At 68.1% G+C, this 14423-nt stretch carries 12 protein-coding genes and 1 pseudogene; 6 read left to right on the plus strand and 7 right to left on the minus strand.

The features are described 5' to 3' along the window. Nucleotides 1–93: 93 nt before the first annotated feature. Complete coding sequence (locus tag ABD225_RS02750) at nucleotides 94–978, plus strand: DNA-formamidopyrimidine glycosylase family protein (RefSeq protein WP_344080920.1); 885 nt, start codon at nucleotides 94–96, stop codon at nucleotides 976–978. A 97-nt stretch (nucleotides 979–1075) separates the two neighbouring features. Here the strand turns inward: ABD225_RS02750 and ABD225_RS02755 are convergent, their stop codons facing one another. The 5 genes from ABD225_RS02755 to ABD225_RS02775 are packed head-to-tail and all read right to left on the minus strand — an operon-like array spanning nucleotide 1076 to nucleotide 5318. Further along, nucleotides 1076–1381: a helix-turn-helix domain-containing protein gene (locus ABD225_RS02755; RefSeq protein ID WP_344080923.1), complete on the minus strand. Its 306-nt coding sequence runs from the start codon at nucleotides 1379–1381 to the stop codon at nucleotides 1076–1078. 10 nt (nucleotides 1382–1391) lie between these two features. Beyond that, nucleotides 1392–1964: a CinA family protein gene (locus ABD225_RS02760; protein ID WP_344080925.1), complete on the minus strand. Its 573-nt coding sequence runs from the start codon at nucleotides 1962–1964 to the stop codon at nucleotides 1392–1394. Then, complete coding sequence (gene pgsA / locus ABD225_RS02765) at nucleotides 1954–2583, minus strand: CDP-diacylglycerol--glycerol-3-phosphate 3-phosphatidyltransferase (RefSeq protein ID WP_344080928.1); 630 nt, start codon at nucleotides 2581–2583, stop codon at nucleotides 1954–1956. The genes ABD225_RS02760 and pgsA overlap by 11 nt, the downstream gene beginning before the upstream one ends. Continuing rightward, on the minus strand, nucleotides 2580–4058 hold the full coding sequence (gene rimO, locus ABD225_RS02770; protein WP_344080931.1) for a 30S ribosomal protein S12 methylthiotransferase RimO: 1479 nt from the start codon (nucleotides 4056–4058) through the stop codon (nucleotides 2580–2582). The genes pgsA and rimO overlap by 4 nt, the downstream gene beginning before the upstream one ends. Before the next feature lie 48 nt (nucleotides 4059–4106). Further along, nucleotides 4107–5318: a cytochrome P450 gene (locus ABD225_RS02775; RefSeq protein WP_344080935.1), complete on the minus strand. Its 1212-nt coding sequence runs from the start codon at nucleotides 5316–5318 to the stop codon at nucleotides 4107–4109. Between the two features lie 136 nt (nucleotides 5319–5454). Between ABD225_RS02775 and ABD225_RS02780 the strand changes: the two genes are divergently transcribed. Beyond that, entirely contained in the window at nucleotides 5455–6618 is a 1164-nt protein-coding gene (locus tag ABD225_RS02780; protein ID WP_344080938.1) for a dipeptidase, read from the plus strand. 5 nt (nucleotides 6619–6623) lie between these two features. Here the strand turns inward: ABD225_RS02780 and ABD225_RS02785 are convergent, their stop codons facing one another. Further along, nucleotides 6624–7319: an ion channel gene (locus ABD225_RS02785; RefSeq protein ID WP_344080941.1), complete on the minus strand. Its 696-nt coding sequence runs from the start codon at nucleotides 7317–7319 to the stop codon at nucleotides 6624–6626. 46 nt (nucleotides 7320–7365) lie between these two features. On the opposite strand from ABD225_RS02785, the gene ABD225_RS02790 reads away from it, so the two are divergent. Beyond that, entirely contained in the window at nucleotides 7366–8409 is a 1044-nt protein-coding gene (locus ABD225_RS02790) for a TlpA family protein disulfide reductase (RefSeq protein WP_344080944.1), read from the plus strand. Nucleotides 8410–8524: 115 nt separating this feature from the next. On the opposite strand, the gene ABD225_RS02795 is transcribed toward ABD225_RS02790, so the two are convergent. Next, nucleotides 8525–11152 carry a DNA translocase FtsK gene (locus ABD225_RS02795; protein WP_344080947.1) on the minus strand — a complete coding sequence of 876 codons (2628 nt, stop codon included), beginning with the start codon at nucleotides 11150–11152 and terminating at the stop codon, nucleotides 8525–8527. Between the two features lie 874 nt (nucleotides 11153–12026). On the opposite strand from ABD225_RS02795, the gene ABD225_RS02800 reads away from it, so the two are divergent. The 3 genes and pseudogenes from ABD225_RS02800 to ABD225_RS02810 form a co-directional block, all read left to right on the plus strand. Further along, the gene (locus tag ABD225_RS02800) at nucleotides 12027–13529 is read left to right on the plus strand and encodes a hypothetical protein (protein WP_344080950.1); all 1503 of its coding nucleotides are present in this window, start codon (nucleotides 12027–12029) and stop codon (nucleotides 13527–13529) included. Further along, entirely contained in the window at nucleotides 13529–14080 is a 552-nt protein-coding gene (locus ABD225_RS02805) for an NUDIX hydrolase (protein WP_344080953.1), read from the plus strand. Before ABD225_RS02800 ends, ABD225_RS02805 begins: the two co-directional genes overlap by 1 nt. 74 nt (nucleotides 14081–14154) lie before the next feature. Then, nucleotides 14155–14423: pseudogene (locus ABD225_RS02810) on the plus strand (hypothetical protein); the annotation flags it as partial.

Below are 14423 nucleotides of genomic sequence, written 5' to 3' on the forward strand. Positions count from 1 at the left end.
CACGCGCCGCCACCGGCGCGTTTCCCGAACTCGACGGCTGGTGGGTGACCGATCGGGCGCTAGGCGCGGTGGTCGCCCCGGGAGCGGGCTCGGATGCCTGAGGGCGACACGGTCTGGCGGACGGCCGACCGCCTCAACCGAGCGCTGGCCGGGGTGCCGCTCACCCGCCTGGAGTTGCGCTGGGGCGAGCTGGGCGGCCTCGACCTGCTGCCCGCCACCACGCTCGCCGTGACGAGTCGCGGCAAGCACCTGCTGCACGACCTCGACACGGGGGTGACACTGCATACCCATCTGCGGATGGAGGGCAGCTATCGGCTGCGCCCGGCGACGGAGATGACCGACCGCGCCCGGGCCAATCCGCAATTGCGGGTGCTCGCGGAGACCGCAGACTGGGCCGGCCTCGGGCTCCGGCTCGGCCTCGTGGAACTCTGGCCCAGCAGCGAGTCGGGGCAGCGGCTGGCACACCTCGGCCCCGACATCCTGGGTGCGGACTGGGACCTCGATCGAGCGATGACCAATCTGCGAGCAGGCCCCGGCCGGCCCATTGGTGAGGCCCTCTTGGACCAACGCAATCTCGCGGGGATCGGGACCTTCTGGGCCTCGGAGGGCCTCTTCATCCGCCGGATCTCGCCCTGGGCCCCCGCGAGCGCCCTGCCGGTCGAGGACATCTCCGCGCTGCTCGATCGGGTTGTGCATCTGATGACCCGCGCCGCAGCCACAGGCATCCAACGCTCGACCGGGCGGGACGGCCGCGACGAGGTGGCGTTCGCGCACGCGCGGTCCGGTCGACCCTGCCGCCGCTGCAACGACACCATCCGGGTGGCGGGCATCGGGCCAGCCCCTCGGACGCGCACGATGTTCTATTGCCCCACCTGCCAAGGTGGTCTGGCCCCCACCGATGACGGTCGCCGGCAGCGCCCGCTGGGCGCCTCGGGTGGCAGACGATCGACATACCGGCGGCCAGGCTCCCCGCGCTGAGCCCGCCTGCCGTGTCGTCGGATTCCAAAAGGACGGGAATCGGCCGCGTGCGCTGTGCGCGTGGCCCCGCCTCAGGAGCCCATAGCGTCCGAAGCGCTCAGGCGGCGGAGGCAGAAACCGGCTTGCCGGCCCGCGCCAGGGGCAGCGGGGTCAGGCCAGCCTCGATGGCCTCGGCCCGGGCGATACGCAGGCTGACATCGCTCAGCACAGCGGAGAGGGGGACGCCGAGGGCTCCACATACGGCGGTGAGCAACTCGGATGAGGCTTCTTTTTGGCCGCGCTCGATCTCGCTGAGGTAGCCGAGGGAGACGGAGGCCGCCGCGGAGACCTGCCGCAGGGAGCGGCCCTGTGCGGTGCGCTCGTCGCGCAGCGCTTCACCCAGCTCACGCCGAAGCAGCGTCATCAACCTCTCCTCATCGTTGTTCGTCTGTGTGGGAAAGATACTCCCCTGGTCCGACAACGGACCCGAGGGTCGGCTCCGCGTCGAGCGAACGCTCCAGCAATCGCAGCGCTTCCGCCACCGTATCCGACCGGATGTCCGCTCGCGACCCCGACAACGCCAGTTCGCGCACGATGTCACCGGAGGGCGCACTGACCGCAACAAATACCATCCCCACAGGCTTCCCGTCCGACGGAGCGGGGCCTGCGACACCAGTCGTCGCGACGGCGGCATCGCACGACAGCACCCGGCGGGCGCCGCGCGCCATCGCTAGCGCGACCTCCCCGTCGACGGCCCCTCGCTCGGCCAAGAGCGCCTCGGGCACGCCGAGGACGGCGGCCTTGACCGCGCTGGCATAGGACACGATTCCCCCGCGCACGACCGCGGACGCGCCGGGCACCGACGTCAGGACGTGCGCGACCCCACCGCCGGTCAGGGACTCGGCCGTCCCCAGCGTGCAGCCCGTATGCCTTGCCCGCCCGATCACCCGCGCCGCCGCCTCCGCGACCCCCGCCTCGCGCTCCTCCGCCCGCGGGTCAGCGGCCATCACGGGCCGCTCGGCGAGCCCGCTTCATCGCCGCGCGCTCGCTGGTCTGTCGCAGGCGTAGCGCCTTGACGACGATGTCGATACCGGTCACCAGGGTGAGCACCACGGCGGCGATCATCACCAGCCAGGCGATGACGTGCAAAGCATCGGCGAGCGGGAAAGTCCACAGCGGCAGGATGAACATCAGCAGGGCGACGGACTGCAGCGCGGTCTTGGTCTTGCCGCCGCGACCGGCGGGCATCACGCCATGCCGGATCACGACAAATCGCATGATCGTGATCCCCCACTCGCGCACGAGCACCGCGATCGTGATCCACCACGGCAACTCGCCGAGCACCGACAATCCGACGAACGCCATTCCGGTGAGCGCCTTGTCGGCGATGGGATCGGTGACCTTGCCGAAATCGGTGACCAGGCCACGCTTGCGCGCCAGGTCGCCGTCAATCCGGTCGGTCGCGATGGCCAAGGCAAAGAGCCCCGCTGCCCACCACCGCAAGGTGTCATCCGATCCATGCTCCGCGAGCAGCAACCATCCAAAAAAGGGCACCAGGGCGATCCGCAGCACCGTCAAGGCGTTGGGCAGGTTCCAATTCGACACCTTGACCACCGGATCCGTCATCGGGCGACGGCCTCCAGATCCACCCCGACACTGCCCTCGATCGTCACCGGCACGACCTCGCCCGCGCGCAGCACCCGAGCGCTGGAAACGCTGGTCTGCCCGTCGATATCGGGCCCCTGGAAGAGGGCCCGGCCGAACGGCATACCCTCCTCCTCGCCCTCAATGAGCACCAGCGTCTCGGTGCCGACGCGCTCCTCGGCGCGCTGGGCGGTGAGTTCCTCGGTCAGCGAGCGCAGCCGCGCGACGCGGTCCTCGATCTCGTCATCATCGACCTTGCCCGGCATCCCGATGCCCTCGGTGCCGTCCTCATCCGAGTAGCCGAAGACGCCGACAACATCGAGGCGAGCTTCGGTCAGGAAGGCCTCCAACTCCTCGACATCGCCGTCGGTTTCGCCCGGGAAGCCGACGATGACATTGGAGCGAATCCCCGCCTCCGGGGCGAGGGCACGCACCCGCTCGATGAGCCCCAAGAAATTCTCGGCATCGCCGAACCGCCGCATCCGGCGCAGCAGCGGCCCCGAGGCGTGTTGGAAGGAAATGTCGAACCAGGGCACGACTTTCGGCGTCGCGACCATGGCCTCTAGCAAGCCGGGACGGATCTCGGCCGGCTGCAGATACGACACCCGCACCCACTCCAGGCCGTCGACCGCGGCCAGTCGCGGCAGCAGCTTCTCCATCGCCCCGAGGTCCCCGAGGTCCTTGCCATAGGACGTGGAGTTTTCGCTGACGAGGAAGACCTCCTTGACCCCGCGCTCGGCCAACCAGCGCGCCTCGGCCACGACCTCGTCCGGATGCCGCGAGACGAAGGCGCCGCGGAACATCGGGATGGCACAGAACGCGCATCGCCGGTCGCAGCCGCTGGCGATCTTCAGCGGCGCCCACGGCCGGTCATCGAGCCGCGCGCGCACCACGGGCGGCCCGCTCGCCGGCGCCACCGCGGCCAGATCCGCGCCAGAAGAGGTGCCCGCTGGCCCCGTCACCGCACCGGGTGCCGGCTGCCCAAGCCCGGGTATGGCGACCGCCCCCGCCTCGCTGCGCCGCGCCGCCGGGGTGAGCGGCAGCAAGCGGCGCCGGTCACTCGGAACATGACTGGCCGGGCGCGCCCCGCCGAGGATCGCCCGCAGGTGCCGAGACAGATCGGCATACGAATCGAAACCCAAGACGGCATCGGCCTCGGGCAACTCGTCCGCGAGTTCCTGCCCATACCGCTCTGCGAGGCACCCCACGGCGACAACGGCCTGGGTGCGGCCGGTCGACTTCAGGTCGCTGGCCTCCAGAAGCGCGTCGATCGAGTCCTTCTTGGCCTGCTCGATGAAGCCGCAGGTGTTGACGACCGCGACATCCGCCTCGGCGGCGTCGTCGACCAAGGTCCACCCCTGGGAGGACAGCCGTCCCGCGAGTTCCTCGGAGTCGACCTCATTGCGCGTGCAACCGAGGGTCACCAGCGTGACCGTGCGGGCCTCGGTTGCCGTCATATGCGCAACTCTAAGGCGCCCGCCCGGGAGCGCTTGCTCCCGACGCGCTCAGGCGCTCGCGGTCACCGTGACCGGCAGGCTCCCCCAACTGCTCACAAGATTGCTCAGCTTGCGGCGACCAGGCCCAATCGTCAGCGCGGACACCGAACGCACGAGCGTCTGCAGCAACGCCTCGGCCTCCATGCGCACCAGCCCCATCCCGGCGCACGTGTGGACGCCGTGCCCAAAGGAGAGGTGGTCGAGTGGATTTCGCGCCACCACAAAGCGATCCGGGTCGACATACTGCCTGGGGTCGCGGTTGGCCGCGGGAAAGAGCAAGGCCACGTGCGCACCGGCGGGCACGAGCGTGCCCTCGATCTCCACATCGCGCGTCACAAGCCGCCCCATGGCGTGGATCGGCGACTCGAGGCGCAGCGACTCGGTGAAGGCTGCCGCGGTCAGGGAGGGGTCGCCGCCCAGGATCTCGAACTGATCGGGATGCGCGCCCAGATGACCGATGACATTCCCCAGGGACGCTACGGCGGTGTCGATGCCGGCCGCGACATATTGATGGATGAGCGAACTGCAGGATTCCCGCGGGATCTCACCCCGCTCTGCGGCCTCGAAGACGGCCCGGCCGATGCTGCCCTCCGTCAGCTCATCCGGCGTGACATTCTTCGCCCACGCAACCAGGTCACCGGCGATGACGAAATGCCGCATCGTGCGCTGGTTGAACGGGCCGAAAAGGTTGAGCGCCGCTTCACCCCAGGGCACCATCCGCGCCCGCAGCGCACGGGGTATGCCGATCAGTTCCGTGATCACCCGCGCGTGGAATTCGCCCGCGAGCTTGGCGGCATCGAAGCCGCCTGCCGTCACGGCCGCGCCGACCAATTCCTCGGCGTGCTCGGTGATGCTGTCCTGACGCACGCGCAGCACGCGGGGCGAAAGATTGCCTGCAAGCACCTTGCGCAGCGCCGAATGTTCCGGGGGATCAGAGGCTAGGGCGGTGCCCTGCAAAGAGGCATTCATGAAGTTGTTGAAGGTCGGCTTGGCCGAAGAAAAGGTCGATGGATCGCCGAGGGCCGCCTTGAGCGGCCCGAATCGGGTGATGGCCCACAGCTGATTGGTGGGCAGGTAGACGACGGCCGCCTGTTCGCGCCAGTCGGCAAAGTGCGCATCCCGATCGGCTAGCACGATGTCGCCGAAGAGGTCGTCGGCGATCTCGACGGGCGCCGCCAGGCCACGATCTGCTGCCCTTGCCCCGATCGTTTGAGTCGTCATACCGCCTGCCTCCTCACCCAGCCCGGCGGGCGCCGCGCGTGCCGCCATCCTGCCCACGCACAGACCAGCCGCGAGCGCCGCAACAAACGGGTCAGCTGCGTAAGCCATGCGTAAAACGGGTCTAGCGTTGCCTGCCATGACGACGCTCGACCTGACCGAACTCCTGGCGACCCAGCCCGTCATCGACGGCCACAACGACCTGCCGTGGGCACTGCGCGAACTGGTCGATTACGACCTCGACGAAATCGACATCGCGACCCGCGGGGAGCGCACCCACACCGACCTGCCTCGGTTGCGCGAGGGCGGGGTCGGTGGCCAGTTCTGGTCGGTCTTTGCCCCCGGCACCCTGCCGCCCGTCGACGCTGTCACCGCGACCTTCGAGCAGATCGATCTCGTCCACCAGTTGATCAGCAGGTATGCCGTTCGGCTCGCCTTCGCCGACAGCGCGGCGTCGGTGCGCGCGGCCTGGGATCAAGGCCGGATCGCTTCGCTTCTCGGCGCCGAGGGCGGTCATTGCCTAGCGAACTCGCTCGGCACGTTGCGGATGATGCGAGCGCTCGGCGTGCGCTACCTGACGCTGACCCACAACCAGAACAACGACTGGGCGGATTCAGCCACCGACGTGCCGCGCCACGGTGGGTTGAGCGCCTTCGGCGTCGAGGTGGTCCGAGAGATGAACCGGATCGGGATGCTCGTCGACTTGAGCCATGTCGCCCCGAGCACGATGTCGGACGCCCTGGACGCCTCGATCGCCCCGCCGATCTTTTCCCATTCTTCGGCGCGCGCGGTTTGCGACCACCCGCGCAATGTGCCGGACGACATCCTGGCGCGCTTGGCCGCAGCCGGCGGTGTCTGCATGGCCACCTTCGTCCCGCGCTTCATCTCACCGACCGTGCGCGCCTGGGATCAGGAGGTGCACGCTGCCGCGGAGGCGGCCGGCATCCAGGCGAACGACCTCACGGCATACGACGGCTTCAGCGCCCGCTATGCCGAGGAGCACCCGGCCCCGCTGGCGACCCTCGAGGATGTTGTGGCCCACCTCGAACACATCCGCGAGGTGGCGGGCATCGACCATGTCGGGCTGGGCGGCGACTATGACGGCGTCGACCGGCTGCCCGAGGGATTACGCGATGTGACCGGTTATCCGGCCCTGCTGAGGGCCCTGGCGGAGCGCGGGTGGTCCCGCGCGGAGCTGGGGAAGCTGACCAGCGGAAACATCCTTCGCGTCCTGGATGCCGCCGACGAGGTCGCGGCCGGTCTGGCCGATCGAGCACCCGCCCGTGCCCGCATCGGCGCGTGACACGCTCAGCTGCGCCGCAGCACCGACATCGAGACCAGACGCGAGATGACCATCGCGACATAGAGCACGCCGCTCAACTGCTCCAGCATGCCCACCGCGCGCGCCAACGGCAGGATCGGCGCGATATCGGAAAGCCCGACGCTCGTGAAATTGGCGACGGAAAGATAAAGCAATTCGTGGAAAGTGCGCTCGCCCACGCCCTCATAGGCCGCGAACGAGCCCGGGTATATCTCTTGGACCACGAGATAGACGTAGGCGAACGCCCACGTCATGACAGTGAAGGCCGCGCCGACGGCGAAAAGTTCGTCCCGCGTGACCCAATGGTCATCAAAGACATAGGCGATCAGCGCATATCCGACATAGAAGTAAAAAATCGCGAGCAGACTGTGGGCGGCAATGAAGACCGCCCCATGTTCCGGATCGCGAATACTCCACAACTCGAGCAGCAGCGCCGGGAGGGCGATCAGGCCGGAGACCCAGGTCAGGGCCGGGGTCGCACGCACTGTCACGATCGCTAGGGTCAGAATGACCAGGCCCACCAGCGAGATGATCGGTCGCTGCGCCGGGCCGACGAAGGCCAGGCCGACCATCGCGAGCGCCTGAGCCGACAACAAGATCGCGCTAGGCCGTTCGCGAAGCGGCCGCAGGAATCTATTGCCCCGTGGGTCGTTCGCCGGCAGCGCCGGCCACAACGTGCTCATGGCGCGACAGGATAGGCCCGCTCAGGCGCGTTCCTATACTTTCCTGGTGTCTTCACCCCTGATCGTCCCGGCTCTGCTGATCGCGGCGGTTTTGCTGCTCAGCGCAGTGGCCAAGCTCGTCGAGCCGCAGGCGACCAGTGACGCCTTCACGTCGCTGCGGTTGCCATCGATGCTCGCTCGGACGGGTATGCCGCGCCTTTTGCCTTGGGCCGAGATCGCCCTCGCCCTCGCCCTGCTGCTGACCCCCTCGCCGCTGTCCCGCATCGTCGCGGTCCTGGCCGTGCTGCTGATGGCGGCTTACACAGGAGTCATCGCGCGGGCGCTGCGCTTCGAGCACCCGGTCGACTGCTCGTGCTTCGGCAAGCTGGGAGCCGGCCGCGTGACTCAGCGCACGCTCGTGCGCAATCTCCTCTTGACGGCGACGGCGGTGCTGGCCTGGCTCAGCGCCTCGCGGACCGAAGACAGTGTCCTGGGGCAGTTGCTCGACGGCTCCGCGCGCACCTGGGGCTGGCTGGCCATGACCGTCCTCACCGGCGCCCTCGCCTGGCTGATCGTGGACCGCGGGGCCGAGCCTGGTCGGCACGTGGCAACGACTCCGACCGCCGAGGCGGCGGACGACGATGAGTATGTCCGCTTGCCCATCCCCTTCGGGGCCCTCGAGGAACCGGAGGGCAACGTCATAGGACTGCGCACGATCGCGCAGTACCACGCCGTTCTTCTCGCCTTCCTCAACGAATCCTGCGGCCCGTGCGTCCGCGCCCAATCGCTACTGGCCGGCTTCGACGAGGCAAATCCGGAGATCGCCGTGCGAAGCGTCTACCGCGAGTACGCGAACCGCGAGGCGATCCCCAGCGATGTGCCGTGGTATGTCGATCCGGCCGGCCAAACCGGCGCCGCCCTGGGTGCCATGAGCACGCCATCCGCAGTGCTGCTCGGCGCCGACGGGTTTATCGCCGGCGGGCCGGTCCACGGTGAAGAGGCCTTCACCCAGTTTCTGACCGATATCTCCGAGGAGTTGCAGCAGGCCCGCGAGGAAGCCGCAGCGCTGCAAGCCTTGCAGCCCGCCGAAACGGACGCCATCTCGGGCTAAGCGGAGCGGGCCTTCCGTACGGGAGCGGGGCTATAGGGCCGCTCGCGCTCACGAACCCCGCTCGCGCGCAGGAACCCCGCTCGGCTGGGCACCACCCCCGCTCGCACCGGTTGGGTTAGCGGCCGGTCAGCTGCCATGCATCCTCGGAGTCCTCGTCGTCGTCATACCCCGCGACGGCATCGACAGCGTCCGGCACTTCCTCGCCGCGCATCATCGCCAAGGTGGCGGCCAGATCGTCCGGCTTGATCAGCACATCGCGGGCCTTCGAGCCCTCGGACGGACCGACGACACCACGCGACTCCAGCAGGTCCATCAGGCGCCCCGCCTTGGCGAAGCCCACCCGCAGCTTGCGCTGCAGCATCGACGTCGAGCCGAACTGCGTGGTGACGATCAGCTCCGCCGCCGCGAGCAGCAGGTCGAGGTCGTCGCCGATGTCCTCATCGATCTGCTTCTTGGCTGCCTCGACGGCGACGTCGTCGCGATAGTTCGGCTTCAATTGGCCCTTGACGTGGTCGACGACCGTGTGGATCTCCGACTCGGTGACCCACGCCCCCTGCACGCGCATCGGCTTGCTGGCACCCATCGGCAGGAAGAGCGCGTCACCCTGGCCGAGCAGCTTCTCGGCGCCGGGTTGGTCCAGCACGACCCGGCTGTCGGCGAGCGAGGAGGTCGCGAACGCCATCCGGGAGGGCACATTGGCCTTGATCAGGCCGGTGACGACATCGACGGAGGGCCGCTGGGTCGCTAGCACCAGGTGGATCCCCGCGGCCCGCGCGAGCTGGGTGATCCGGACGATCGAATCCTCGACATCGCGCGGTGCCACCATCATCAAGTCGGCGAGCTCGTCCACGATGACAAGCAGATAGGGATACGGCTCCAGCACCCGTTCCGACCCCGGCAGGGGCTTCGCCGCGCCCGATCGGACAGCCTTGTTGAAGTCGTCGACATGCTTGAACCCGAAGGCGGCCAGATCGTCATACCGATGATCCATCTCCTTGACCACCCACTGCAGCGCCTCGGCCGCCTTCTTGGGGTTGGTGATGATCGGCGTGATCAGGTGCGGGATCCCGTCGTATGCCGTCAGCTCCACCCGTTTGGGGTCGACGAGGACCATCCGGACCTCCTCGGGCGTCGAGCGCATGAGGATCGAGACGATCATCGAGTTGACGAAGCTCGACTTGCCCGCGCCCGTCGCACCGGCGACGAGCAGGTGCGGCATCTTGGCGAGGTTGGCCACGACATACCCGCCCTCGACGTCCTTGCCGACGCCCATGACCATGGGGTGGACGCTGTTGTGCGCGACCCGGCTGCGCAGCACATCGCCGAGGGAGACGATTTCCTTGTCGGCATTGGGGATTTCGATGCCGATCGCGGACTTGCCGGGGATTGGGCTCAGGATGCGCACATCGGCGGAGGCCACGGCATACGCGATGTTCTTGCTCATCGAGGTGACCCGCTCAACCTTGACGCCGGGGCCGAGCTCGACCTCATAGCGCGTCACGGTCGGGCCGCGCGTGAAGCCGGTGACCTGGGCGTCGATGCCGAACTCGTCCAAGACGGTGGTCAGTCGCGCGACCACCTGGTCGTTGGCTGCGGAGCGCGCCTTTGGCGGCGTGCCCTCCTTCAGCGCCGTAGCGTCCGGCAGCGTGTAGGTCACATCGCCCGCGAGCGCGAGTTGCTCGGGCCGGCCGGTGATCGGGCTGGTGGGCGGCGGCTGCAGGTCCGGCTTGCTGATCTCCGGGACCTGGGCGACCTCTGGCTGCGGGAGCGCTGGTATGGCAGCGGCCGCCGGCAGTTCGCCTGTCGGCGGGTCAACCGGCTGCGGGGCCGGTCGCGGCCGTCGCCGCCCCTCGCGGGCAACGGTCGCTGCCTGGTCGTATGCCGTGTCCCCCTCGAAGCCCTCCCCCGTCTCTCCCTGCTCGCCGCGTCGGCGGCGGGAGCGGAGACGGGAAGGGGTCGCGGACGGCATACCGTCCTGCGGGGTCTGGTCGTCCGGGGGGGCGTGCGGATGCACGAGGTGCGCGCGCAGGCCGCGCAAGCGCTCGGGGATGGCGTGGATGGGGGTCGCGGTGAGAACGAGCAGGCTGAACAGGCCGGCCAGCAGCAGGATCGTCACGGCGCCATAAACGCTGACCCCGGCGGTCAGCGGGCTGGAGGCAAGGAAGCCAATGACACCGCCGGCGCGGCGCATCCCGTCAGCGCCCTGCTGGGGGGTGGGTATGCCGTGCGCGATGTGCACCAGCCCAGTGCTCGCGAGCGTGAGGAAGCTGAGCCCGACGATCAGTCGGGTGTTCGCGGCCTCCGTCGCGGTGCCGCGCAGGAACCGAATCCCCAGGACGAGCAGGACGAGCGGCAGAGCGAGGGCGACCTGGCCCAGAGTGCCGGCCGTGACGGCATGGACGATGTCGCCCACGAAGCCGGACATCTCCCACCATTCGCGGGCGGCGACGAGCACGGCCAGGGCTATGAGGAGCAGCCCGATGCCATCGCGGCGGTGCTCGGGTTCAAGGTCAACGCCGCTGGCTCGGCGCACTCCGGTGCCGACCAGCCGGGCACCGCCACCGAGGACCCGACCTCCGCCACGCAGCGCCCGCCCCGCGAAGGACGGCCCGGTGCTGCGCGCTGGCTGCTTGCGAGCCGGTGGTCGGGATTTCGCTGCGGAGGCGCTCTTGGCGGAGCCACGGGGCGCGGTGCGCGAGGGGGTGCGGGCACCACGCGGAGGTGCGGACGGACGGGTCGCCATTGTCCCAATCTACGCGATGAGCCCCTCCAGCCTCAGAATTCCCACGCGCCACTCCCGACTATTACCCCATGTCACGCGGGCTGCGCTCGACAGCGCGATGGGCGTCGCCCTCAGCCCGCCGAGACGGACTCAGTGAGCTCCGCGACCAGATCGCGGATCTCGCCCTCACCAAAGGCAGGACCGCCCGCGATGAAGCCGTCCGCGCCCAGGACGACCGCCGCCGGGGTGAACTCGATCTTCAGCCCCGCCGCAGCGCTCGTCGCGGCGTCGTCGAAGCGTCGCCATATCCGGCCTCGGCGACCTCGCGGCCATCACCATGGACACGGCCACGATCGGCGACGGCCGGGGACTAGTCACCAGGCTGGAAAACCTCGTGGCCTCCCTGCCCGAGCGCGCCGCCGCGCTACAACGACAACTCGACAGCGCACAGCGAGACGCTGACGAGGCTCGCATCGGTCTCGGTGCCCCCTTCCCGCGCGCCGGCGAACTGGCCACCGCGCGGGCACGCCTGCAGAGCATCGAAGAACGTCTCGCCAAGACACTGCCTGAGCGTGCTGGGCGGGTTGGAGTCGGCCAGTGTGTCAAGAGGTCCTGGCCCGATGTCTGCGGGCAGGTCCGGCTGGTTCGAGGCTGCGGACCCGAAGGGTGGGGTAGAGCCAGGCGCGGCGCCGAGCTATTGGCGTCGATGAGGCGTTGGTAGGCCTGGACGTCGCGGGGTTCGGCTAGCCAGGCGTCGGCGGCGTTGGCGACGGCTCGGTCAGGCCATCCAGGTTCACCCTGATCGCGGTCGCTGTGCAGGGGATCATCCTTCCATCGCGACCAGGGTGGCAGGATGGCTCGACACCAGTAAGTAAGGCGAGCTATGACCATCCCAGTGCCCAACCTGCTGTACCTCGAATCAATGGACTCCGTGCGATCGTCCTGGGGGTCGTCGGAGCGCCGGGACCAGGCAGCTGCGCAGGTGGCGGTCGAGGCACTCCTGGCCTTCGCCTTCGGAAACCGCCTCGTCGTACAGCAGTCGTACGCCCTCGATTCCTACGCGTTCCAGAAAGTACTGAAGCCAATCTCTCAGGCCTACGAGGAAGTCCACTCAAGCTCGAATATGTGGGCCACTGGACGACCCGCACCGGTCCAATTGCACCTCCATCGCGCGAGGACGTTCCTTGATGTGGTCGCCAACACTATCGAGCGTGCTACGACCGCTACCAGTGACGGTGGTTACTTCTACAGTTCGCTATATCCCGAGTTGAACGCCAGAGAGCGGCATGGAGACTTTCAGGTGGCGGTCCGGAAGATCGCTGACTCGGGAAGCCTGAATGCTTTCCGAAATCTGATCGACGATTATGACCGCAGAGAACTGATCGACATTCTCGACAAGTGGTTCGGCCCCGCCCATGTGGAGAACGCTGAGCTGGTGGTGACTCCGAAAGAAAAGCCCTACCACTCCATCGACGACATGTTAATGGGGCTTTATAGAGACGATTCGCGCGTGATGACCGAACTCAACAAGCACGAGGTGCTGGGCAGCGAATCGTCGAAGCACATCATCCAAGCCGTCAGGAGGTTGCGCACGGCGGCCCCAGGCCAGAAGCTTCCCAACGACCGGAGCCTGTACTACGGCGACCGCGCATGGACAGCAGACGGCCGGACGGCCCTGGACGTGCTGAAATCCGAGGCAGACCTCGATGCGGTGCGTGAGATGGTGAACACTCTCTACAACCGAATCGTCGTCCGATCCATCGGAACCAGCGACGCCTTCTATACCACCGATCTTGGAAGCAAGGATCCGGAACGGGACGCCCTCGCACAATCGCTGGCCTTGTCCGCCAGCGCACACGTCTTGGGGCCATCCGCCCGTGCTCAGCGCAATCACGAGTTGACCATCTTCCCCGCCTCCGTCACGTTCCAGGCCCCGGGTGACGCGGCTGTCGCCTTCTGGCGGCAGTTTGAAGGCAACGCAAAGTCGGCCTTCGCCAAGGTGTTCGAGATGGCGGACGACCAAGAATGGCGTCGTAGTCTCCACAACGTAAAGGGCGCTGTGATGCTGGGGGATATGGGGGCTCTTGAGGATGCGACGGCGGCGCATGTCGCTCTCCTTGCAGATGGATTGGCCGGCATTCTCGCGCCAGGTCCAGGAGGGGGAGTGCAATTCGCCAGCGGGTTGGCGGGAGTCGCCGGTGGACTCGCCGTGAACCCCATCGTCCCAGTTATCGCACAGGTCAGCGGAGGCTGGACGACTGGCCTCGGGATACTTTCCGCCACTCTCAGCATCGGGGGTGTCGTCTCGCCACGCGCTTGGAGGGCGCTGCAGCGTCAGTGGGCGGCGAACGCGCTCAAGAAGTCGCTTGGTGAGTTCGTGACGGCGGAGGAGGGCTGATGTCCGACGAGATCCGGCGTACGGAGGAACGGCTGGTCTACGCCAACCCCTACGTCAGGGTTTTCGATGATTCGGTGAGGTTCCCCGACGGACGAGCCGGCACCTACGTCCGCATCGCGTCCGCCACACCAGGCGAGGGCGCGGTCATCATCGCCCACTACCGAGGGCGGTACGCCCTGGTCCGCACCTGGCGCTACGCCCTTGGGCAGGCGCAGCTGGCGTTCCCCCGCGGCTTCGCTCACGGCACCGACGTCCTCCAGACCGCCCGCAACGAGCTCTTCGAGGAGGTCGGCGCCACCGTCACCGCGGCTGAGGTCCTCGGGTATGTGACGCCCGACTCCGGACTCCTGGCGCAACGGGTCGCGGTCGTCCTCGTAGATATCGAGGACGAGCCCACCGGACCCCACGACTCCGAGGTCTCTAACGTAACGTGGGTTTCCCCGGAAGAACTGATTTCCTTGGTCGCTGACGGGACGATCGAGGACGGCTTCACCCTGGCTGCCATGGCCCTGCACGCGGTGCACCTCCAGCGGCCGGCCGAAGAGAAGTAGACCGGGTCGCGGCGGGGAGAAGGAAGCCGCCAGTCCCACTCGGGGACCGGAGGGTGGTCTCGTGCTCCGCCGTCAAGCGGGCGTCGCACACCGGGCTGCGGTGGGCGCTGGAAGGGATCGTGGTCGCACACCTCACCGTCGCCCGTGTCGCCGAGGGACTCGGGGTCGCGTGGGACACCGCCAACAACGCGGTCCTGGCTGAAGGCAAGCGGCTGCTGATCAACGACCCCACGCGGTTTGAGGTCGTGAAGGTCATTGGCGTCGATGAGCACGTCGTGCGCCACGAGGCGCTGTTGTTTCGGATGGAGGTGAGAGACCTACATCGCTTGGCCGTCGCAGCGGC

Origin of the sequence: Nostocoides veronense (genome assembly GCF_039531185.1) — a bacterium.
Classification (GTDB): Bacteria; Actinomycetota; Actinomycetes; order Actinomycetales; family Dermatophilaceae; genus Nostocoides_A; species Nostocoides_A veronense.